The organism is Streptomyces sp. NPDC007863 (assembly GCF_040633895.1).
GTDB lineage: Bacteria > Actinomycetota > Actinomycetes > Streptomycetales > Streptomycetaceae > Streptomyces.
Genome location: NZ_JBEYEI010000032.1, coordinates 1 through 20,316, shown reverse-complemented (window position 1 = coordinate 20,316; position 20,316 = coordinate 1). Strand labels below are relative to the sequence as shown.

At 69.0% G+C, this 20,316-nt stretch carries 14 protein-coding genes and 4 pseudogenes; 10 read left to right on the top strand and 8 right to left on the bottom strand.

The genetic code is table 11. The features are described 5' to 3' along the window. Positions 1-194: 194 nt before the first annotated feature. Positions 195-386, bottom strand: a pseudogene (locus ABZ621_RS34870) (CorA family divalent cation transporter); the annotation flags it as partial. Positions 387-1,179: 793 nt separating this feature from the next. On the opposite strand from ABZ621_RS34870, the gene ABZ621_RS34865 reads away from it, so the two are divergent. Continuing rightward, a complete protein-coding gene (locus ABZ621_RS34865; protein WP_360610774.1) occupies positions 1,180-3,330 on the top strand; it encodes a SpoIIE family protein phosphatase in 2,151 nt (716 codons plus the stop codon). 41 nt (positions 3,331-3,371) lie between these two features. On the opposite strand, the gene ABZ621_RS34860 is transcribed toward ABZ621_RS34865, so the two are convergent. Then, on the bottom strand, positions 3,372-4,034 hold the full coding sequence (locus tag ABZ621_RS34860; RefSeq protein ID WP_360610772.1) for a ThuA domain-containing protein: 663 nt from the start codon (positions 4,032-4,034) through the stop codon (positions 3,372-3,374). Positions 4,035-4,444: 410 nt separating this feature from the next. On the opposite strand from ABZ621_RS34860, the gene ABZ621_RS34855 reads away from it, so the two are divergent. The 8 genes from ABZ621_RS34855 (at position 4,445) to ABZ621_RS34820 (ending at position 14,026) form a co-directional block, all read left to right on the top strand. After that, positions 4,445-5,521, top strand: a complete 1,077-nt coding sequence (locus ABZ621_RS34855) for a substrate-binding domain-containing protein (RefSeq protein ID WP_360610770.1) — start codon at positions 4,445-4,447, stop codon at positions 5,519-5,521. Positions 5,522-5,669: 148 nt separating this feature from the next. Continuing rightward, complete coding sequence (locus tag ABZ621_RS34850; RefSeq protein WP_360610768.1) at positions 5,670-6,983, top strand: extracellular solute-binding protein; 1,314 nt, start codon at positions 5,670-5,672, stop codon at positions 6,981-6,983. Between the two features lie 96 nt (positions 6,984-7,079). After that, positions 7,080-7,976 (top strand): sugar ABC transporter permease, encoded by an 897-nt coding sequence (locus tag ABZ621_RS34845; RefSeq protein ID WP_360610766.1) that lies wholly within the window; start codon positions 7,080-7,082, stop codon positions 7,974-7,976. A 92-nt stretch (positions 7,977-8,068) separates the two neighbouring features. Further along, complete coding sequence (locus tag ABZ621_RS34840; RefSeq protein ID WP_360610764.1) at positions 8,069-8,923, top strand: carbohydrate ABC transporter permease; 855 nt, start codon at positions 8,069-8,071, stop codon at positions 8,921-8,923. A gap of 24 nt (positions 8,924-8,947) precedes the next feature. Beyond that, complete coding sequence (locus tag ABZ621_RS34835) at positions 8,948-9,961, top strand: hydroxyacid dehydrogenase (protein ID WP_360610762.1); 1,014 nt, start codon at positions 8,948-8,950, stop codon at positions 9,959-9,961. A 128-nt stretch (positions 9,962-10,089) separates the two neighbouring features. Next, positions 10,090-12,114 (top strand): PQQ-binding-like beta-propeller repeat protein, encoded by a 2,025-nt coding sequence (locus tag ABZ621_RS34830; protein ID WP_360610760.1) that lies wholly within the window; start codon positions 10,090-10,092, stop codon positions 12,112-12,114. Between the two features lie 2 nt (positions 12,115-12,116). Further along, positions 12,117-12,968, top strand: coding sequence for a heparin lyase I family protein (locus tag ABZ621_RS34825; protein WP_360610758.1), 852 nt, complete (start codon positions 12,117-12,119; stop codon positions 12,966-12,968). 128 nt (positions 12,969-13,096) lie between these two features. Then, entirely contained in the window at positions 13,097-14,026 is a 930-nt protein-coding gene (locus ABZ621_RS34820; protein WP_360610756.1) for an ROK family protein, read from the top strand. A gap of 412 nt (positions 14,027-14,438) precedes the next feature. Here ABZ621_RS34820 and ABZ621_RS34815 read toward each other — a convergent pair. Then, positions 14,439-14,630 (bottom strand): annotated as a pseudogene (locus ABZ621_RS34815) (CorA family divalent cation transporter); the annotation flags it as partial. 679 nt (positions 14,631-15,309) lie between these two features. Here ABZ621_RS34815 and ABZ621_RS34810 point away from each other — a divergent pair. After that, positions 15,310-15,509 (top strand): annotated as a pseudogene (locus ABZ621_RS34810) (flavoprotein); the annotation flags it as partial. 518 nt (positions 15,510-16,027) lie between these two features. On the opposite strand, the gene ABZ621_RS34805 reads toward ABZ621_RS34810, so the two are convergent. The 5 genes and pseudogenes from ABZ621_RS34805 to ABZ621_RS34785 all read right to left on the bottom strand — a co-directional run bounded on the left by ABZ621_RS34805 (position 16,028) and on the right by ABZ621_RS34785 (position 20,178). Then, entirely contained in the window at positions 16,028-16,486 is a 459-nt protein-coding gene (locus ABZ621_RS34805; protein WP_360610754.1) for a GNAT family N-acetyltransferase, read from the bottom strand. 72 nt (positions 16,487-16,558) lie between these two features. Further along, complete coding sequence (locus ABZ621_RS34800) at positions 16,559-17,542, bottom strand: restriction endonuclease (protein ID WP_360610752.1); 984 nt, start codon at positions 17,540-17,542, stop codon at positions 16,559-16,561. Between the two features lie 136 nt (positions 17,543-17,678). Beyond that, positions 17,679-17,855, bottom strand: coding sequence for a hypothetical protein (locus tag ABZ621_RS34795; protein ID WP_360610750.1), 177 nt, complete (start codon positions 17,853-17,855; stop codon positions 17,679-17,681). Positions 17,856-18,513: 658 nt separating this feature from the next. Then, positions 18,514-19,709 (bottom strand): annotated as a pseudogene (locus ABZ621_RS34790) (ISAzo13 family transposase); the annotation flags it as partial. A gap of 103 nt (positions 19,710-19,812) precedes the next feature. Beyond that, positions 19,813-20,178: a hypothetical protein gene (locus ABZ621_RS34785; protein WP_360610748.1), complete on the bottom strand. Its 366-nt coding sequence runs from the start codon at positions 20,176-20,178 to the stop codon at positions 19,813-19,815. Positions 20,179-20,316 lie beyond the last annotated feature (138 nt).

The following is a 20,316-nucleotide window of genomic DNA, read 5'->3' as shown; positions in this document are numbered from 1 at the left end:
CCCACTCGTACGGATCTCCGGCCTGCGCCGAAGTCTCACGGCTGGACGCCATGCCGCGAAAATGCGGGGCGCGCCACATGGCCTGTTCCCGTGGAGCGCGGTCGACGGTGACTGCGCCGGGCGCCGCCCCCCGAGTTGCCCGAATTCCCTGCCTTCCCCGCGTTCGCGGAGCAAGGTGGGGGCGAGTGGAGCGACTACAGCCAGTCCCGCTTCTTGAAGATCACATACAGGCTGGTGCACACCACCGCCATCAGCAGCACCGCGAACGGATACCCGCCAGCCCAGTGCAGCTCCGGCATGTTGTCGAAGTTCATCCCGTAGATGGTTCCGACGAGGGTGGGGGAGAAGAGGATGGCGGCTCAGGAGGAGATCTTCTTGAAGTCCTCGCCCTCGGGGCGCTGACCTGCGGAGATCGCTATCGGGGGTGGGATGGCCTGGGACTTTGCAGCTTTCTGGGGCTTTCATGGTGACGTTCTTTTACGTAGCCGATTCTCCCCAGCCGCTCCCCAGGGCGGCCCATTCTCCCCAGATTCTCCCCAGCGACAGTTGGTTTGAGGGGCGGATCGTGGCTGGTCAGGAGTGGGTTTCCGCGTCCCGCTCACGTTGCGCAGCGTAGCGAATGTACGGGCCTGCCGTTACATGCGGTTCGGCGTTGTTGGGCGCGCAATGCCTGCGAGAAGGTGGCCCCCGCGATCGAGTGCTGGAGTCGGCTGCCTCGAATGGTTGGTCGGTGGCGTCCTTTCGCGTCTCGGCCGCGACTTCCGTGATGCTCGACGGCTACCACGGTCGTTCTGCGCAGCGTACTTCCCCGACGGGTTGCAGGGACGTGGACGTAGACCGAGGGAGTACGCGAAGATCATGAATCGGGAGCGAGACGTCCTGGTGGGCCGTACGGCCCCATCACCATGACCATCTCCGGAACGGCCATGGACGCTGGCCTGGCAGCCGCCGTTACACGCTCCCTGGGGTTCGGAGTCGCCGAGGCTGTCGAGGCCCCGCCCGACGTGGTCACGAGCCTGACGGTCAGCGGACCGGAGTGGATCTCCAGGACGCGATCGCGGATCACGGGACGGCTGACGAGCCTGGCCGGACGAGCTCCTCCCGCTCTCTGTCTCCTGCCCGTACGAGCCCCCGGTCTCTGCCAGGGCGCCTCGGGAGGGCCGGGCTTACATTGCTGTAGTGGAGTCCGACGTCGATGTGATCCTCTCCAAGGCCGCCCGGGGTGTCGTGGGCCGGGCAGCCGAGCTGGCCGACCAGCTGGCGCAGCACCTGAGCGTGAAGGTTCCCGAGCTCACGGAGTACGAGGACATCGTCAGGCTGGGAGGGGTGAGCATCGCCGACAACATCGCGGTGTGGGGGGACGCCCTCGAGAACGGTCTCGACCTGACGCGGGTCGAGGCCCCGGTCTCCTTCGTGGAGTACGCGCGGCGGTTCGCCCGGGCAGGAGGGCGCATCAGCTCCCTGCTGCGGACGTACCGGTACGGGCAGGCCGGCCTCCTGCGCGCGATGCTCGCGGAGATGAACAGGCTCACGAAGGACCCGGTGCTGATCAACGCCGCGACGGTCAAGCTGAGCGGGATGATCCTCGAGTTCATCGACCGCACCTCGGAGCAGGCGGTCGCGGCATACCAGGAGGAGCGCGACCGCTGGGTACAGAGGCGGTTGTCGCTGGTGAACGAGGCCAACGTGCGGGTGGGGACGACCCTGGACATCGCCGGCACCGCGGATGAGCTGGCCGCCGTCGGCACCGACTACTTCGCCGACCTCGTCGCCGTCGACCTGCTCGACTCCGTACTCCTGGAGCGGGACGCCGAACCGGTCCCCGGGCCCCTTACCCTCCACCGCGTCGCGCAGCGGTCCGTCTGGGAAGGCTGCCCGGACGCCGTCGTCAAGACCGGTCAGTCGTACGTCTGTCCGGAAGGATCGGAGCCGGCGCGGGTCCTGGCCACGGGGCAGCCGTGGCGCTGCCGCATCGACGCCTCGGCGCTCCCGGTGTGGCTGACGCAGAGCCCCGCTCACCGAGCGGTCATCGCCGAGTACGGAATCCACTCCGTGCTGGTGCTGCCGCTGCAGGCCCGGGGAAAGACCCTCGGCCTCGCCCAGTTCTTCCGGCACCGCACGGCGGCCTCGTTCAGCGACGACGACCTGCTGCTCGCCCAGGAGATCACCAAGCGGACAGCCGTGTACATCGACAACGCGCGCCGCTACACCCACGAGCGTTCCACCGCGCTCACCCTGCAACGCAGCCTGCTGCAGCGGCGCCCACCGCAGCAGTCCGCCGTGGAGGTCGCCTCCCGCTACCAGCCGGCCGGCTCTCACGCCGGGGTGGGGGGAGACTGGTACGACGTCATTCCCCTGTCCGGGGCCCGCGTTGCCCTGGTGGTCGGTGACGTGATCGGCCACGGCATCCACGCCTCCGCGACCATGGGACGGCTTCGGATGGCCGTCCGGACCCTCGCGGACGTCGACCTGCCCCCCGGTGAGCTGCTCACCCACCTCGATGACGTCGTCGTCCGCCTCCAGCAGGAGGAGTCGCCGACCGAGGACGAGATCAGCGCCACGTGCCTCTACGCCGTCTACGACCCGGTCGCCCGCGTCTGCGCGCTGGCCAGCGCCGGTCACGTGCCACCGCGTGTCGTCCTCCCCGCCACGGCACCCGCCGGGGCCGCCACTCCCGATCTGCCGATCGGGCCGCCGTTGGGCCTCGGGGGGCTTCCCTTCGAGACGCTTGAGCTGGAACTGCCGGAAGGCAGTCTGCTCGCCCTGTACACCGACGGCCTGACCGAGAGCAGAAGCCGCACCACCGGCGACGAGCTCGACGTACTGAACCATGCCCTGACCCAACCCGCCGCGTCCCTGGAACGGGTCTGTGACACCGTGCTCGGGGCGCTCCTGCCCGACCTTCCCCAGGACGATGTCGCGCTCCTGCTGGCCCGCACCCGCGGCCTCGACACCGGTCAGGTCGCCGCCTGGGACATCCCGTCCGACCCCGCGGCCGTGGCCGGAGCTCGGCGTGATGCCTCGGAACAGCTGGCGGCCTGGGGACTGGACGACTCCGCGTTCGTCACCGAGTTGATCGTCAGCGAACTGGTCACCAACGCCATCCGCTACGGTCGGCCGCCGGTCCGGCTCCGGCTCATCCACGACCGAAGTCTCGTCTGCGAGGTGTCCGACGCCAGCAGCACGGCGCCCCTACTGCGCCGGGCCCGGCTCTTCGACGAGGGTGGCCGAGGCCTGATGCTGGTCGCGCAGTTGGCTCAGCGCTGGGGAACCCGGCACACCAGGGAGGGCAAGATCATCTGGACGGAGCAGGATCTGCCCGCCCGCTGAGACGCCGCCCTGACCAGGCCGCCCACGGCCGAGTCGGCACGCTAGCGGCGCGTGGCCCAGTGGAGGGCGCCGGAGAGATGGGCGCGGAAGGCGGGGGCCGCGTACGACTCCGGGGTGTGACCGAGGGCAGTGAAGAAGAACCGGCCGCCGACCTTCTCGTGGCACCAGGAGAGGGGGTGGTCCGCGCCGTGTGTGCCGCCGGTGTACGTGGATTCGTCGGCGCGCAGCAGGACGTGGACATCCGCGTCGCGCGGGGGCGAGGTGAAGTCGTACCACTCATCGGTCCAGGCCCACTCGGCGGGCAGGTGCGCGGTCGCCGGGTGCGTGGGGTCCTCCACGTGGACCAGGCCGGGTTGCAGTGGAGGGTGGCCCGCGAAGCGGGTGCCGAGCAGGCCGCCGTAGAACGGCCAGTCCGGCTCGGCGTTGGCGGCCGCGTGGACGGCGAGGAGCGCGCCGCCGCGCCGTACGTATGCCTCCAGGGCCGACCGGCCCTGGTCGGTGAGGACCGACCCGGTGGTGGACAAGAAGACGACGGCCGCGCACCGCTCCAGCCGTTCCGCCGTGAACAGCTCCGGACGGTCCGTCGCCTCCGCTTCGAGCCCGTGCTCGCGGCTCAGCTCGACGAACGCGTCAGCGCCCGCGGGGATGGAGTCGTGGCGGTAGCCGGCGGTGCGTGTGTAGACCAGGACGTCCGAGGTCGGCACGGGACTCCTCTATTAGAAAGCGCTTTCTGTTCGACCGTACACACCGGATCTCCCCCGCTGCAAGCAGCCGCTGCCCACCTGGTCCCGCGCCGGCGCCGCTCGCTGCCCCATCACTCAACGGCATGAAGCAGACCGGCCTCGACACGAGGACCGAGTGCAAGGAGACCTCTCGCGGCGGGCTCGCCGTCGAGGTCATCGCATGCCGAAGACGCGTCGCGCGTTGCGCGGACGACGGCGGGCCGACCATCGCGGGACCTGGAAGCCGCCGGGTGAAGGACCGCACTGCCTCGCCGTCGGGCTGATTCGGCTGTGGTCGATACCAGGACCGGCCTGCGCCGTGGCTTCGCTGATACCTTTCACTTGTCGAGTGAAAGCAAATGGCTTCGCTCGCGAGGAGAGGGGGCACGTGAGTGCTGGCTGAAGAGCGGCGTGAGGCGCTCCTGCGCCTGGTCGAGCGCCGGGGAGTGATCAAGGTCAAGGATGTGGCGGAGGAGATGGGGGTCTCCGCCGTCACCGTGCGCCAGGACGTCCGGGAGCTGGCGGGCCGAGGGCTGATCGTCCGTGTGCACGGAGGTGCCATGTCGCCGACCGCGGCGCAGGCGGCCGACGTGTCCGCCCCTGCCGTCCGCCGGCCGACTGCGGGGCAGGGGGATGCGTTCGGGCTGATCGTTCCGCCGGGGGGCTACTACTATCCCGAGGTCATCCGAGGGGTGCAGGACGCCGCGGCGGCGCACGGGATCCGCATCGTGCTCGCGGTCTCCGGTGAGACGCTGACGGATAATCAGGAGCAGGTGCGGCGGCTGATCGCGGCGGGCGTCGACGGTCTGCTGCTGATGCCGCGGGCCGGACTGGAGCCCGCCGACCTGGCCGAGGAGTGGCTGGCGGGCCTCGAAATACCGGTCGTTCTCGTGGACCGCCGGGCCGGCTCGCAGGCCGGCCGGCTGGAGCAGGTCGCGTCGGACCACGCTCGTGGCGCGGGCCTGGCGGTCCGGCACCTTGCCGGTCTCGGGCACGGGCGGATCGCTCTGGTCGCCCGGGTGGAGAGTCCCAACACCCCTTTGATCCGCGAAGGTTATGCGGCTGCCTGCCAGGCCCTCGGAGTGACGGCGGGCCCGGAATACGGCATCGACCCGGCGGACGGGCTGGCGTCGGCGGAGTGGTTCGAGGAGCTGGCGCGGGCGGTCGAGGCAGGTGACGTGCGGGCCGCCCTGGTCCACAACGACCTCGACGCCGTCGCCCTGGTCGGCCTCCTTCAGGCGCGTGGCCTGCGTGTTCCGGAGGACCTGGCCATAGTGACGTACGACGACGAGGTCGCCGAGCTGAGCGATGTGCCCCTCACCGCTGTGGCGCCGCCCAAGCGGGCTGTGGGGGAGTGGGCGGTCGACCTGATGAGGCGGAGGCTCGCCGATCCGACCGCTCCTCTGGCCGAGCTGCTGCTCCGCCCGGAGCTACGCGTACGGGATTCCAGCGGCGTCCCTTCCGCGTGAGTGAGTGAGTCCAGGGAGCCGACAGGGAGAGGCATCACATCGCATCGTTTCGTTTCGTTATCCATCGAATGAAGTTGAGGGGATTGACGAAGCGGATTTGCTGGCGAATGATTCCGGTCAACGCCCCAGCGAACGATCGGTGCACATCATGCTTCGCAGAACCACGGCCGTCCTGGCCGGCTCCGTCACGGCTCTCGCCCTGCTGGCCACCGCCTGCGGCGGGAACGCGGACCAGGGCGCTTCCTCGACCGAGGCGAAGAAGACCGGCGAGGTCACCTTCTGGTCCTTCCTCAAGGGGTCCGACAAGGTGGCCGCCGCCTTCAACGCCAGTCACCCGGACATCAAGGTCACCTTCGAGACGGTCCCGTCGGGCCAGGAGTACTACTCCAAGCTCACCAACGCCGTGAAGGCCGGGACCGTGCCGGACGTCGCGGTGGTCGAGTACCCGCACCTGCCGGAGTTCGCGGCCCAGGGGAAGGTCGAGGACCTGAGCGGCTCGCTCGGCCCGGTCGTGAAGGAGAAGTTCCCCGAGGCGACCCAGCAGCTTGTCAACCTCGGTGACAAGACCTGGGGCGTTCCGCGTGACGCGGCGCCCCTCATGATGATGTACCGCAAGGACTTCTTCACCCAGCACAAGATCGACGTACCCGCCACATGGGACGCGTACCGGAACATGACCGAGCAGGTGAAGAGGGCCGACCCCGCCGCCCGCGGCGGGGTCCTGTACACCGACAATCCGGGAGTGCTGGAGGCGCTCTCCTGGCAGGCCGGCGGTCAGTGGTTCTCGACCGAGAAGGACACCTGGAAGGTCACGATCGACGACACCCCGTCGAAGAAGGTCGCCGCCTACTGGGGAGACCTCGCCCGCAAGGACCTCGTCCGCTCGCTGAGCCAGCTGGACCCGTTCTGGACGAGCGTCCAGAAGAACCAGACCGTCGCCTACATCTGTGCCAGCTGGTGCGCCGGGGCGCACCAGGCGACCGTGCCGGACCAGAAGGGCAAGTGGGCCGTGGCGCCCGTGCCCACCTGGGACGGAAAGCCGGCCTCCGGCATGTACGGAGGTTCGTCCTTCGTGATCCCGAAGGGTGCCGACAACAGTGGGGCCGCCGCCGAGTTCATCAAGTGGATCACCACCGACCCGGAGGGCATGAAGGCGTGGGTGTCGTCCGGCACCAGCAGCATGTTCCCCGCCGACCCGAAGCTGGTCCCGGTCACGAAGGCGGCCTTCAAGACGGACTACTACGGCGGGCAGGACATCTACTCGCTCATGTCGCGGTCCTACGACGCCATCCCGCCCGGCTGGACCTGGGGCCCGGTCATGGGCGCCACCAACACGGCCATCGTGGACCAGCTCCCGAAGGTCGCCGACGGCACGGTGGACCTGCCCGGAGTCCTCGTCACCGCCGAGCAGGCCACGATCAAGCAGATGGAGCAGCGCGGCCTGAAGGTCACCGCCCCGTAGGAGCCCGCAGCCCGGAAGGCCGGCCCCCCCGCTCGGCGGCCGGCCCCGGCTCCCTCCCGCACCCGCCCCACCCCGCCCCACCCAAGGAAGGCCGGTATGGCAAGCCCATCCGCCCGAGGTCAGCGCCGGACCGCCGCACTGCTCCTCACACCGTTCTTCGGCCTGTTCGCGGCCGTCACCCTCGCCCCGCTGTTCTACGCGGCATGGCTGAGCCTGTTCACCACCCGCACCTCCGGCCTTGGGTTCGGCGGTACCGAGAACGTCTTCACCGGGCTGGGCAACTACGTCCGCGCCCTGTCCGACGAAGCCTTCCGTGACGGGTTTCTCGTCATCGCCGTGTACTGCGCGGTCTACATCCCCGTGATGATCGGCGGAGCGCTGGTCCTGGCCCTGCTGCTCGACTCGGGTCTGGCCAAGGCCAGGAATTTCTTCCAGCTGGCGCTGTTCCTGCCGCACGCGGTGCCGGGACTGATTGCCGCGCTGATCTGGGTGTACCTCTACACCCCCGGCCTGAGCCCGGTGATCGACTTCCTGGCATCAGGCGGCATCGACATCAATTTCCTGTCGGTCGACAACGCCGTGTTCTCCGCGGCCAACATCGCCGTCTGGGAGTGGATGGGCTACAACATGGTCATCTTCTACGCCGCCCTCCAGGCGGTGCCCCGCGAGACGCTGGACGCGGCGAAGGTCGACGGCGCCGGCGCCGTACGGACGGCGCTGTCCATCAAGGTCCCGATGATCTACCCGGCGGTGGCCCTCGCGGTCCTGTTCACCGTCATCGGCTCGATCCAGCTCTTCACCGAGCCGAAGGTCATCTACAACGCGTCCAGCGCGATCGGCAGCAGCTTCACGCCGAACATGTACGTCCAGACGGCCGCCTTCCAGAACAACGACTTCGGCCTGGCGGCCGCGGCTTCGCTGCTGATCGCCCTGTTCGCCGCCGTGCTGTCGTTCGTCGTCACCCGTATCTCACGCCGCGGGAGCAAGTCGTGACCAAATCCTCCACACTCGACGCTCCGGCCCACGCACCCGTGACAACGCCATCGCCCGGCCGCCGGCCGGCGCCGCGCAGACGCAAAGGCGCCATGAAGTCACCGTCCGTCCTGCTGTCCAAGGCCGGGGTCACGGCGATGCTGGGCCTCGCCACCCTCTACACCCTGCTGCCGCTGACCTGGCTGTTGCTGTCCTCCACCAAGAGCCGCGAGGACCTGTTCGGCACCAACGGCTTCGCTCTCGGCGACGAGATCCACCTCACCGAGAACCTCGGCCACCTGTTCACGGCCGATGACGGCGTCTACCTGCGCTGGCTGCTCAACACGGTCCTGTACGCGGGTGTGGGGGCGCTCCTGGCGTCGGTGTTCAGCGTCGCCGCCGGCTACGCCTTCGACAAGCTCGCCTTTCCCGCCAAGGAGCGCCTGTTCTCGCTCGTGCTGCTGGGCGTGATGGTGCCCGGCACGGCGATGGCGATCCCGCTGTACCTGCTCGCCGCCAAGGTCGGTCTGGTGAACACCTTCTGGGGCGTCTTCATCCCCGGTCTGGTCTTCCCCTTCGGCGTGTACCTGGCGCGGGTCTTCAACGCCTCCTACGTGCCGGACGAGGTCCTGGAAGCGGCGCGGATGGACGGGGCCGGCGAGTTCCGGACCTTCTGCCGCATCGCCTTCCCGATGATCGCACCCGGCTTCGTGACCATCTTCCTCTTCCAGTTCACCCAGATCTGGAACAGCTTCTTCCTGCCCCTGGTGATGCTCTCCGACCAGGACCTCTACCCGGTCAACCTCGGTCTGTACGTCTGGTACTCGTCCGCGCTCACGCAAGGCCATCCCGAGGACTACCTGCTGGCCGTCGTCGGCTCGCTCGTGGCCGTGGCCCCGCTCATCGCCATCTTCCTGATGCTGCAGCGGTTCTGGAAGTCCGGCATGACCGCCGGCGCCGTCAAGTAGGCCGCGACCATGAGGAATTCACCCATGCGACCGATCCCGACCACCCGCCCCCGCGCCCTCTTCGCCATGGGCCGTCGCCACTGGGACGCGATGTTCCCGCCCGCCGAGATCCAGCGTCTGACGGCGTACGTCGACATCGACCCGGACCACGTCGCCGAGGACCTCACCGACGAACCGGCCCTGGCGGACGTGGAGATCCTGATCACGTCCTGGGGCTGTCCCCTCCTCGACGAGGAGACCCTGGCGCGGGCACCGGCCCTGAAGGCCATCGTGCACGCGGCGGGCAGCATCAAGCACCATGTGACCCAGGCATGTTGGGATCGCGGCCTCGTGGTCTCCTCGGCCGCCGCGGCCAACGCCGTCCCCGTCGCCGAGTACACCGTCGCCGCGATCCTCTTCGCCAACAAGCGGGTCCTGGAGATCGGTGGTCTCTACCGCGAGCACCGCTCTCCCCTCGACTGGTCCCGGCACTTTCCCGGCTTCGGCAACTACCGCCGGACCGTGGGGGTGGTCGGAGCGTCGCTCGTCGGGCGCAAGGTGATCGAACTGCTGCGGCCGTACGACGTCGACGTCCTCCTCGCCGACCCCCACGTCAGCACCCTACGGGCGGCGGCCATGGGCGTCCGGCAGGTGGAACTGGACGAACTGGTCGAGGCCTCGGACGTCGTCTCCCTGCACGCGCCCGCACTGCCCGAGACCCATCACCTGATGGACGCGCGCCGGCTCGCACTGATGCGCGACGGCGCCACGCTGATCAACACGGCACGGGGTTCCCTCGTCGACACCGAGGCCCTCACCGCCGAAGCCACGAGCGGCCGCATCCATGCGGTCATCGACGTCACCGAACCCGAGGTGCTCCCCACCACCTCGCCGCTCTACTCCCTGCCGAACGTCCTTCTCACCCCCCACATCGCGGGCTCGCTCGGCGGCGAACTCCGCCGGATCACCGCCAGCGCGGTCGACGAGGTCAAGCGCTACTCCGCCGGCGAACCGTTCGCGCACGCAGTGCACGAGGCCGCTCTCGCGACGTCGGCCTGACGACTCCGGCCGGTCCCGGACGACGCCGATCCGGGAACCGGCCGGCCCCAGCCGTGATCTCCCCACCACGGCGCTCTTCCGCTCCTCCCCGCTCTGTGTCCCCGCACAACGAACAAAGGAGTCCCCCCATGCAGCACTCTTCGTCCGTGGGCAGACGCCAGCTGCTCATGGCAGGTGGTGCGCTCGGGCTTGCGGCAGCCGCGGGCCCGTTGCTCACCGCACCGGCGCAGGCCGAGGCCACGACCGCCGGACCCTGCACCACCATCACCGACCTCGGCCCCGGCATCGAGCAGTTCGCGCTGATGAGCGCGCTCCAGGTCGGTGACACCGTCTACATCGGCTCCCGCAACCTCGAACCCACCCGGGTCCTCGCCTTCCACCTGCCCACCCGCAAGGTGGTGGCCCAGACCGTCCTCGGCGTGGGCCACTCGATCCAGGCGCTCGCCGTCGACTCCACCGGCAGGTACGTGTACGCGGGCATCCTGCAGAAGGGCGACGTGGGCAAGCCGAACCTCTTCCGCTGGGACCTGACCACTCCGGACAAGCCCGCCGTGGGCGTCGGCCGGACCGAGGACCGCGACATCCGCGACCTCGCCGTCGCCCCGGACGGCACCGTGTACGCGGTGGGCGGGATCCCCGGGAAGGCCCCCGCGCTGTGGATGTACGACCCGGCCACCACCAAGATGACCAAGCTCGGCGTCCCCGACCCGGGGGCCACCCTGGCCAGGGCCGTCGCCGCCACGGACACGACCGTCTTCTTCGGCGCCGGCAGCGTCCTGGCCGGCGGGGACGGAGCGAGCAAGGCCTCGCTGTACGCGTACGACCGGGCCGCGGGAACGTATCGCGACGTCACGCCGCCGGAGATGGAGAAGGACCCCAGCCTGCGCGACCTCTTCGTCGTCGGCGACCGCCTCGTGGTCAGCACCTCGGGATCGACCGAGCCGGCCAAGCTCGCCGTGATGGACCTCGCCGACCTCTCCTCGTACAGCCTGACGCCGACCACCGGCAAGGTCGTCAAGAACCTGACGGCGAACGCCGACACGGTCTACTTCGCCACCGACGCGGGTCTGCACTCCTACTCGAGGGCGACCAAGGTCATCACCCCCGTCGCGTTCGACGGCGACCTCGGCGAGATCTGGGGCCTCGACGTCCTCGGCGGCAAGCTGACCGTCGTCTCGGGATACGGCTTCGTCGGCGAGATCGACCTGGCCACGGGCGGGGCCGTCGTCACCGATCTCGGTGAGGCGGGCGCGCCCGTCATCGCGCAGACGGCGATGGGCATCGCCACCGACCACCGGTACGCGTACGTCGGCGGCAACAACGGCATAGCCCGTCACGACCTGCGCAGCGGCAAGGTGGTCAACCTCCGGGCGCCCGGTGAGGCGAAGGACGCCGAGGTGCTGAACGGGGTTCTCTACACCGGCCAGTACAGCTCGCAGGGCATGTGGACGTACGACCCCATGGCCGATGAGCAGCCCCGGCAGCTCGCGGCGTTCCCGAGCGAGCAGAACCGTCCGCTCGACGTCTGCCACGACACGATCAACGACCTGCTCCTCGTCGGCGTGCAGTCCGACACCGAGGGCGGCGGCTCCCTGTGGACCTACGCGCCCGGGACGGACAAGAAGGGCGTGTACGTCAATCCGATCGACGGCGCCCAGCTGGTGCGTGCCGTCGCCGCCCGGGACGGTGTCGCGTACCTCGGCGGCGACAACCCCACCACGCAGGGGCCGCGCGGCACGATCGTCGCCTTCGACCCGGTCGCCGGGCGCGAGCTGTGGCGCCTCGACCTCCCCGCGACCCTGACCACCGGAACGGCCGCGCTCGCGGTGCACGGCCACCATCTGTACGGACTCACGCGGAAGGGCGGCTTCTTCGTCGTCGACCTCACGATCCGCCGGGTGATACACACCGCCGACCACCGCGCCGTATGCCCCGGCTTCGCGGCCATGGTCACCAGCCGAGGCGTCGTCTACGGCGTCTCCGACACCACCCTCTTCCGCTTCGACCCCAAGACCTTCGCCGTCAGCACCGTCGTCGCCGAGATCAACGGCGCCTGGTACAGCGGGCCGCACGTCAACGCCGACAACCGTGGCCGGCTCTACACCATGCGCGGCCGCAACCTCGTCCGCATCGAAGACAGGCCGGTGATCTGATCATGAAGAAGTCGACGAAGCGGACCGCCATCGCGGTGGCTGCGGCGGGAGCGCTCACCGTGGCGGGCCTGACCGCCGCGCAGGCCGGGCAGAACAGCGCGAGCGGGATCACGGAGGCGACGTGTGCCGGTAACACCGGTCCCTCGGCCCTCCTGACCATCGACTACGCGAACGGGCAGCTCGATTCCGGCATCCCGAACCTGACCACGACGCACGCGACAGCCCTCGACGCGTCGTCCGTCGTCAAGTCCGGGGACGACCATGCCGTCGCCCACAAGGTGACCCTGGGCGACCCCGGGTACGTCTCCGACGGCGCCCCGCGCAGCGAGAGCGCCACGAACGACGTCCACGAGGGCAGGTTCGTCGTGGGCGACGAGCAGCGGTACGAGTTCAGCGTCCTGCTGAAGGACTGGGAGACGTGGGAGTCCGGGGAGTCGGAAGCCGGCGACATCATCTTCCAGGGGAAGCACGCCGGCGGAAACCTGCCGTCCTTCTACCTCATGACCAAGCGGAACAGCATCGCCTTCCGGTCGCCGACGCTCAACCTCCAGTCCACCGTGGTCGGTGACATCCGTCCGCACCTCGGCAAGTGGATGCACTTCCGCGTGGACGTCAGCTGGACGGACGACAGCACCGGCTACTACAAGGTCTCCACCAAGATGCCCGGCGAATCGGATTACATGCTGCGGCAGACGCACACGAACGTGAAGACCTTCCACCCCGTGAACCCTGCGGACTTCGGTTACCTCAAGTGGGGCCTCTACCGGCCCGACCAGACGCTCGCGAAGGGAGACGTAACGACGCGCATCGTCTACCACGACGACATCCGCGTCCTGGATCTCACCCAGGGGTGAGCCCGCGGGGCGAGACTCCTCCCTCCACGGCGAGGAGGAGCCTCGCCCCGTACAGCCGTGGTGCGACGCGGCGAGAGATACGAACCAGCGGTCCGAGCGGCCTGGAAGTCACCAGTGAGAGTGTTCCCGTGAGACATGTCATCGCCCTCGACGTGGGCGGTACCGGAATGAAAGCGGCTCTGGTCGGGTTGGACGGGGCGCTGCTGTACGAGGCGCGGCGGGCCACCGGGCGCGAGCGCGGACCCGAAGCCGTCGTGGGGTCGATCCTCGGCTTGGCGGAGGAGCTGCGGGCCCACGGGCGTAAGCACTTCGGCACGCCTGCGGAGGCCGTGGGCGTCGCCGTGCCCGGCATCGTGGACTCCGAGGGCGGCATCGCCGTGTACGCCGCCAACCTCGGCTGGCGCGACGTCCCGCTGCGGGATCTGCTGAGCCGCAGGCTCGGCGGGATCCCCGTCGAGCTCGGCCACGACGTGCGCACCGGGGGCCTCGCCGAGGGCCGCATCGGGGCGGGCCGGGGCACCGGTCGGTTCCTGTTCGTGTCGCTCGGCACCGGCATCGCCGGTGCGATCGGGATGGACGACGACATCGAGGCCGGTGCCCACGGCTGCGCCGGCGAGATCGGCCACATCGTCGTACGTCCCGGCGGCCCCGTGTGCGGTTGCGGCGGCCGCGGCTGCCTGGAGGCCGTGGCCTCCGCCGGCGCGATCGGTCGCGCCTGGACGACAGCGTGCGGCGTCGCCGCCGATGCCGCCGACTGCGCCCGGGCCGTCGAGGCCGGCGGCGAGGCCGCGTCCCGGGTGTGGCGGGCGGCGGTCGACGCCCTCGCCGACGGTCTGGTCACCGCACTTACCATCCTGGATCCCCGCACACTGGTCATCGGCGGCGGTCTCGCCGAAGCCGGCGACACCTTGCTCACACCCCTGCGCGCGGCGGTGGCGGAACGCGTCACGTTCCAGAAGCTGCCCGCGATCGTGCCGGCGGCCCTGGGGGACGCCGCCGGCTGTCTGGGCGCGGGGCTGCTCGCCCGGGACCGGCTCGCCGCAGCGGCGGCTGTCTGACGGCCGCCACTGGGTCACTTGTATCTGTTTTGCGTCTCGCGCTCCGCTGACCTGCGGTTCTGTCAGCCAAGGGCTGGAACGTTGTCGGCCCCTCCGGCTCTGAAGCGCTGCCCGCGTCACTCATTGTGATAGGCGCGGCATCGGTGCGCCGCACAGAGAGCACCCCCACTGGACCGTGTGCGGGCGAGCTGGCGAAGGGGCGTGAGGTGCAGCCGCCCTCCTGGGTTCTCCCCAGATTCTCCCCAGCGTTCGTGGATGCCTAAAAGGCCAGGTCAGAGCTTCTTTGCAGGGAGGGTGAGGAGATCACCCGCACCACTTCTCCCCAGGGACTCCCCAGCGCCTCATATGGGCGTTTCGCGCAGGAGGTGCGGGCGCAAACCGTGCGAGCCGCGTGTAGGCGGTCGATCGACCGCTAGAGCCAGTCCCGCCGCTTGAAAATCACGTACAAACTAGTGCATACCATCGCCATCAGGCCGATGGCGAAGGGGTATCCGAGGCTCCAGTGCAACTCCGGCATGGAGTCGAAGTTCATGCCGTAGATCGTTCCCACGAGTGTGGGTGCAAAGAGGATGGCGGCCCAGGGCGAGATCCGCTTGAAGTCCTCGCCCTCGGGGCGCTGACCTGCGGAGATCGCTATCGGGGGTGGGATGACCTGGGACTTTGCAGCTTTCTGGGGCTTTCATGGTGACGTTCTTTTACGTAGCCGATTCTCCCAGCCGCTCCCCAGGGCGGCCCATTCTCCCCAGATTCTCCCCAGGGACAGCTGGTTTGAGGGGCGGATCGCGGCTGGTCAGGAGTGGGTTTCGAGTCCCGCTCACGTCGCGCAGCGTAGCGAGTCCACCGGGCTGCGGCCGGGGCCCCGGGTCGGCTGCTGCGACGGTCCGCGCCTTGGCGCGCCGGGCGGGATGGGGGTAGTCGGAGAGGAAGGCGAGGAGCATCGGATGGGCCATGGCGGTGCCAGGGCCTTGAGTCCGCGCTCGTGAAACTGTCACGAGGACGCTGACCTCCCCCGATCCCCTGCGTAGGCCAACCGGCTTGGAAGGGAAGGCATCCCTTGTCCCCAGCGCGCCGCCGCCCCAAAATGCCCCAGCGGACTGATGGTCCATAAGGAGGGGCTCGTTGGTGGGCTCCCGGGGAGCGAAGGCTCACCGCGTTCCCTATGGAACGTCGAGCGGAGGCTGGCCCGCGTCCCCTCAGCGGAGCTGGAAGGGGTTGTGCGGTCAGGCCCGGGTGCCGTGATTGGCTCCACCACCTCAGCGGTCGACTGGGAGTACCGTGCCCGCGTGAATGCGTCGCAGCGCGATCCGTTCGTGTATGTCGTCGTGTGCGCGGCCGGGATCGCCGGCGATGTCGGCAAGCTCATTACAGCCGCACAGGAACGGGGCTGGGAGGTTGTGGTTGTCGCCACCCAGCAGGGCCTCGGCTTCCTCGACAGCTGGGTGATCGAGAACCAGACACATACCCGATCCGCTCTGCTTGGCGCGCCATGTCCAGGGGGTGGCAGGCCGCAGGGGGTTCTGCTGAGCCGCCGGGGAGGCTCCAGTGGCCGGGCGCCGCGATGGTGGGGGAGCCACGTCCGACCGCGAGTCCGGCCTCCGTCGGCAACAAGACGGTGACGAAGACGGACCCGGGGACCTCTTCGGCCGGCCGCAGTTTCCGCAGGGCCCGGTGTCGGTACGTCATCCTGGCCCATCGCACCACCGACGGGCCGGGCCCGGACAGGTCGATGCCCAGGCTCGCGACGAGCGGGCCGTCGAAGGTGGTGGGGTTGTGGGCCTTCGTCTCCGCCCAGAGACGGTCGACGTCGCCTCGCTCCTGTGGTGACAGGGCCGGTGGAGGGTGCTCGACGAAGTCGATCTGTTGCGCGTCGAGGAACTCGACAGGGAGATGCCCGGTCTCCATCGGAGGTCCTTCCCGCCCGTCGGAGCGCTCGGATCGATCGAATGTGGCGAGTACGGCCCCCACACCGGCTGCTCTGGTTCGGAGACGCTGGATCGCTTCCTATCGGCAGCTCCAGGTCATGGCTGGTGCGGGAAGGGGACGGAAGGCGAGCTCGGTGTAGAGGGGGAGTCCGTCGGGGGAGGCGTTGAGGCGGAGGGAGGAGCAGCCCTGGTCGGCAAGCCACTGCATGGTTGCGGTGGCGACGGCATGTCCATAGCCGCGCCGGCGCCAGGCGGGGTTGGTGGCGACGGAGTGGATCCCGCCGTGGAACGGAGAGTCGCTGGTGGGACTGGGGAAGCGAGGGGTGTAGGTGTCGACCGCGCAGGGGGCGAGACCGGCACCGTCGGGCGTATCGACGACGAAGGCGACGAAGCAGGGGCCTCCGAGGGAATCGGCGAAAGCCGCCTCGCACGCCGTGACCCATTCGCCTTCCGGTGTGGGCCGCGTGGCGTCGAGCATGATGCGGCGCAGCCGGGTGAGCTCGGCCGCGTCACGGCGGTCGGCACGACGGAGGTCCAAGGCGTTTCTCCCCCAGTACGAATCGGTTTGACGGCGGCGTGGTGGGTCGACCGTTTGCGTCCTGGCGCCGGCCTACGGGGTGGTGCGGGCGCGGATGACGTCGTAGAGGTGGGTGCCGTGCGCCCATCTCTTCAGGTCCTCGCGGCCGACGGTGATCAGACGGTGGCGGGAGGCGAAGTCGAGGGCGGGCTGCGTGAAACCGTTGAGGCCGATGATGACGGCGTGATCGGCACCGTGCTCCGGGCGGGCGGTGCCGTTGAACTGTTGCATGGCCGGTGAGTTCACGGGCCTGTTGAGCTGCTTGCACTGGACCACGATGGTGAGGCCATCGGCGTCGGTGGCGATGACATCGGCGCCGAGGAGTTCGGCGCAGGCGTGCTCGAATCCGGCCGGGCTCATGGCCTCGAGCTGCTTCATCCGGTAGGTGAGAAGGGCCGGCTCCGGCTCGACCGATGTCGTGTCGACACCGGCGACGGCAGGTGTGGCGAGAAGGTCGAGGGCAGTGTCGGCGAGCCGAGCGAGGAGGAACAGGACAGCGAGGAAGCCGATCATGATGAGCACGGTCCACCAAGGGTGTGCGGCGACCGCGCCCCACAGGCCCACGGTGATCCATCTGATGACGGTTCCGGTCAACCAATCCCAGAGCATGTTCCCGGCGGCCAGGACCAGTACGGCGTACAGCAGGAACTTCAGAAACGGGTCGAGGGAGCCGTCTTCATCGAACACCGTTCGTCCTCCCCTCGGGAGCGGTCCGTTCGTACGGCGCGGCGAACCGGGGCCGGCGAGTGTCGGGGAGCCGTCGGCGGCCTGATCGCCCTGCTGCCCTACCTGTCGGGCCGACCAGCCGCCCCGGATCAGCAGGTTCCGCAGCGCGAACTCGAACTGCCGGTCGTCCATCGCGTCGAGCTCCGCCAGGCTGAACCGCAGAACCGACAAACGCCGTGCTCGCGCCGCGTGCTCGTGGCTGGCCGCCACAGCCCGCCAGACGCTGGCCGCGAATCCCAGGAGAGCGAGCACAGCCACGATCGGCCACCACCGCACCAGCACCTCGCCCACCCATACGAGCAACCGCACCACCAAGGAGGCCACCGCTGCGGCGACCAGAGCCGCCGCCCCGTACTCGACCGCGCCCCGCGGCCGACGGATCGCTAACCGCAACCGCCCCATCAGCGGCCCGCCGACGGCGTCGCCGTCACTCCGGGCGCGGGGGCTGTGCCGGCGCCGCCCCCTCGAATCCGAAGAACTGCGCCCACAGCACTACCACGGCGGCGATGCCGCCGATCAGCCACGGGCTCAGCTTCTTCGCAGGCCGACGGGTCGGATTCCGGCGGATGTGGCCCCGCACCCGGTGATAGCCCTCAGGCGTCATGAACTGTCCCCTCCCGAAATGAGGGCCGCACCGACGCGAACCCTCCTGACATGGATGTAGCAGCGGCCACCGAAACTGACCCGGGAGAACCACACCGCGATCACTCCAAACCGGCCACCCCCGAACACGCCTCACCCGCTATCACGCACCAACTCGTAAGGGCTTGCAGATAATCGACATGCGGATTTGATCTCTGTGGGGGTGTGATCGTCTGCTCGTGGGTGAGGTAGTTGATCACGTCGGTGGGGGTGCGGAAGTGTGCCGTCGAGGCGGTGACGTGGTGGCCGTGGCGTTCGAGGAGGGGCTGTACCTTGTTGATCGCGCCGGTGATCGTGCTCCTGTCGACGGCGAAGAGTCGGCCGATGAGGTCTTGGGTGCCGAGTTTGCGCTGGTAGAGCACGGTGGCCAGGACCTGGTCGGCGGGAAAGGGCTTCGGGTTGGCTCCCGCTCCGGGGGCCCGGCGGCGCTCACGGCCGCGTTGACGGTTCCGGGCGTGCTCGTGCTCTTCGTGCAGGGCCGGTGCCAACTCGCTGACCAGGGCATTCAGTTGGGCGACCGTCATGCCCGTCAGTTCCGGGTCACGTAGTTGGTCGGGGGTGACGCGCTGCGTGGTTGGTGATGTGGTGGCCGCCGTCTCGCCTGTCTGGGGGCAGTGGCCGGGGTGCAGGGTGTGGTTCCAGTCGCCGTGGAAGCGGTGGCGGTGCATGGGCGTGGCGTCGATCTCGGTGTCTGTGACCTTGATCCCGATGTCGTAGGTGCCGGTGTCGAATGCGGCCTCGACGCGCAGCCCGGTGCTCGTGGTGGTCGCGGCGATGCTGTTCACGATCACGTCGTGGCTGATCAGCGGCCTGCCGCGCCAGTTCATGCTGATGTGGGAGAACAGCCGGTGCTCCACTTTGTTCCACTTCGATGTGTCCGGCGGCATGTGGCACACGGTGATCTGGAGGCCGGTCTCTGCCGCGAATGCGGCCAGTTCGGTCTTCCAGGCGCGGATGCGGTGGCCGTTGGGGCCGCCAGCGTCCGCGGTGATCAGCAGCCGGTCGGCGTGCGGGTAGTCGAGCCGGCCGCGGGCCTGCCACCACTGGCGGATCGAGGCGACCGCGAACGCCGCGGTCGGTGCCGACGTTCACCCACCCAGTGTTCGCGGCAACGTCGTAGATCCCGTACGGGATCGCCTTGCCCAGGCCCTGCCGGTCCAGGAAGTCGTGCGTCTTGACCTGTACCGGCTCGCCTTCTGGGGCCACTGCTGTCCATTGTTCTTGTAGTCGCCGACCAGCTCCTTCTTCTTCGTGCCCACGCTGACGACCGGCTGCCCGGCCTCGATGTGGCTCCTGGCCTGCTCGTTGACGTAGCGGAACTGGCTGTCGCGGTCTGGGTTCTGGGCGCCTTCGACCGTCTTGGTATTGGCCTGCAGGCTGAACCCCTCCTCGCGCAGCAGGTCTCCGACCGTATCGTCGCTGACCTGTGCCCTTGGCGCGTGAGCTCCGCGGCCAGGTTCCGGGTGGACTTGATGGTCCAGCGCAGGGGTGACACCGGGTCCCCGCGTTCGTCCGGCTCGACCAGCGCGAACAGCGCCGGCCCCAGCCCTGGGTCGACCTCGGCGGCCTTCTTCCGTCCGTCGCCGGGCCGCCGGATCCACCGCATGGGCTCCGCGCCGGACTCCAGCTCGTCCACACCACCACGGACCGTGGTCTCGCTCACCCCTGCCGCTCGCGCGACGGCCCGGACCCCGCCGCGCCCCAGCACCCGGGCCTCGGCGCCCATCAGCAGCCGCCGCTGCCGCTCATCCAGGTGCGGGAACAACACCTCGAACTTCGAGGCGAGTTGACTACGAACCCCACCAGCAATGCCCATACCACATCAACGAGCCACCAAGCCGGAAGCAACACCTTGATTCTCTGCGAACCCTAAGGCTGCCGGGGTGGTGCGTACTGGTAGAAGGCATTCGGCAGCTTGATCAAAGATCCGGCTTTGGCGAGTTCATCCGCTGCCACGCGAACACTCTTGATCTTGTCGGCTGCCGCAACGGATCCTGGGCCATCAGCCGCAAGATTCGCGTCTCGCGGGGCGCGACCTGGAAGCCACCGGTTGCCGTTGCCGGCTCGGCGTCGACGGTGTCTGTCTCGGACAGTCGCTGCTCAGGGATGCCCGATGTCCGCCACTCGTCGGCGATCTGCATCTGCTTCTTTACTTGACGCACGAGGCGAAGCTCCTGGCGGACCTTGAACGTGTCGCGCTGCAGTTCGACCTCCTTCTCCTTCAAGAGCTGGATGTACTTGTCGGGATTACCGGCTACTTCTTCCCATAGGAGGGTTTCGATCATTGCGGAACCCTACCTATGAGAATGCATAAGTTACCCCTCTCGTAAGAGCTCGTAACACGATCTTGCTGAAGAGTCCTGATCGGCCGTGACCGGTGTGACGATTCGGCCGTTCGGGATGGTGTGACTACCCGGCCGTGG

Coding starts and splice junctions, on each gene's coding strand:
- ABZ621_RS34850 (WP_360610768.1), top strand. CDS start 5,670: ATGCTTCGCAGAACCACGGCCGTCCTGGCCGGCTCCGTCACGGCTCTC.
- ABZ621_RS34845 (WP_360610766.1), top strand. CDS start 7,080: ATGGCAAGCCCATCCGCCCGAGGTCAGCGCCGGACCGCCGCACTGCTC.
- ABZ621_RS34840 (WP_360610764.1), top strand. CDS start 8,069: ATGAAGTCACCGTCCGTCCTGCTGTCCAAGGCCGGGGTCACGGCGATG.
- ABZ621_RS34835 (WP_360610762.1), top strand. CDS start 8,948: ATGCGACCGATCCCGACCACCCGCCCCCGCGCCCTCTTCGCCATGGGC.
- ABZ621_RS34830 (WP_360610760.1), top strand. CDS start 10,090: ATGCAGCACTCTTCGTCCGTGGGCAGACGCCAGCTGCTCATGGCAGGT.
- ABZ621_RS34825 (WP_360610758.1), top strand. CDS start 12,117: ATGAAGAAGTCGACGAAGCGGACCGCCATCGCGGTGGCTGCGGCGGGA.
- ABZ621_RS34795 (WP_360610750.1), bottom strand. CDS start 17,855: ATGACGCCTGAGGGCTATCACCGGGTGCGGGGCCACATCCGCCGGAAT.
- ABZ621_RS34785 (WP_360610748.1), bottom strand. CDS start 20,178: ATGATCGAAACCCTCCTATGGGAAGAAGTAGCCGGTAATCCCGACAAG.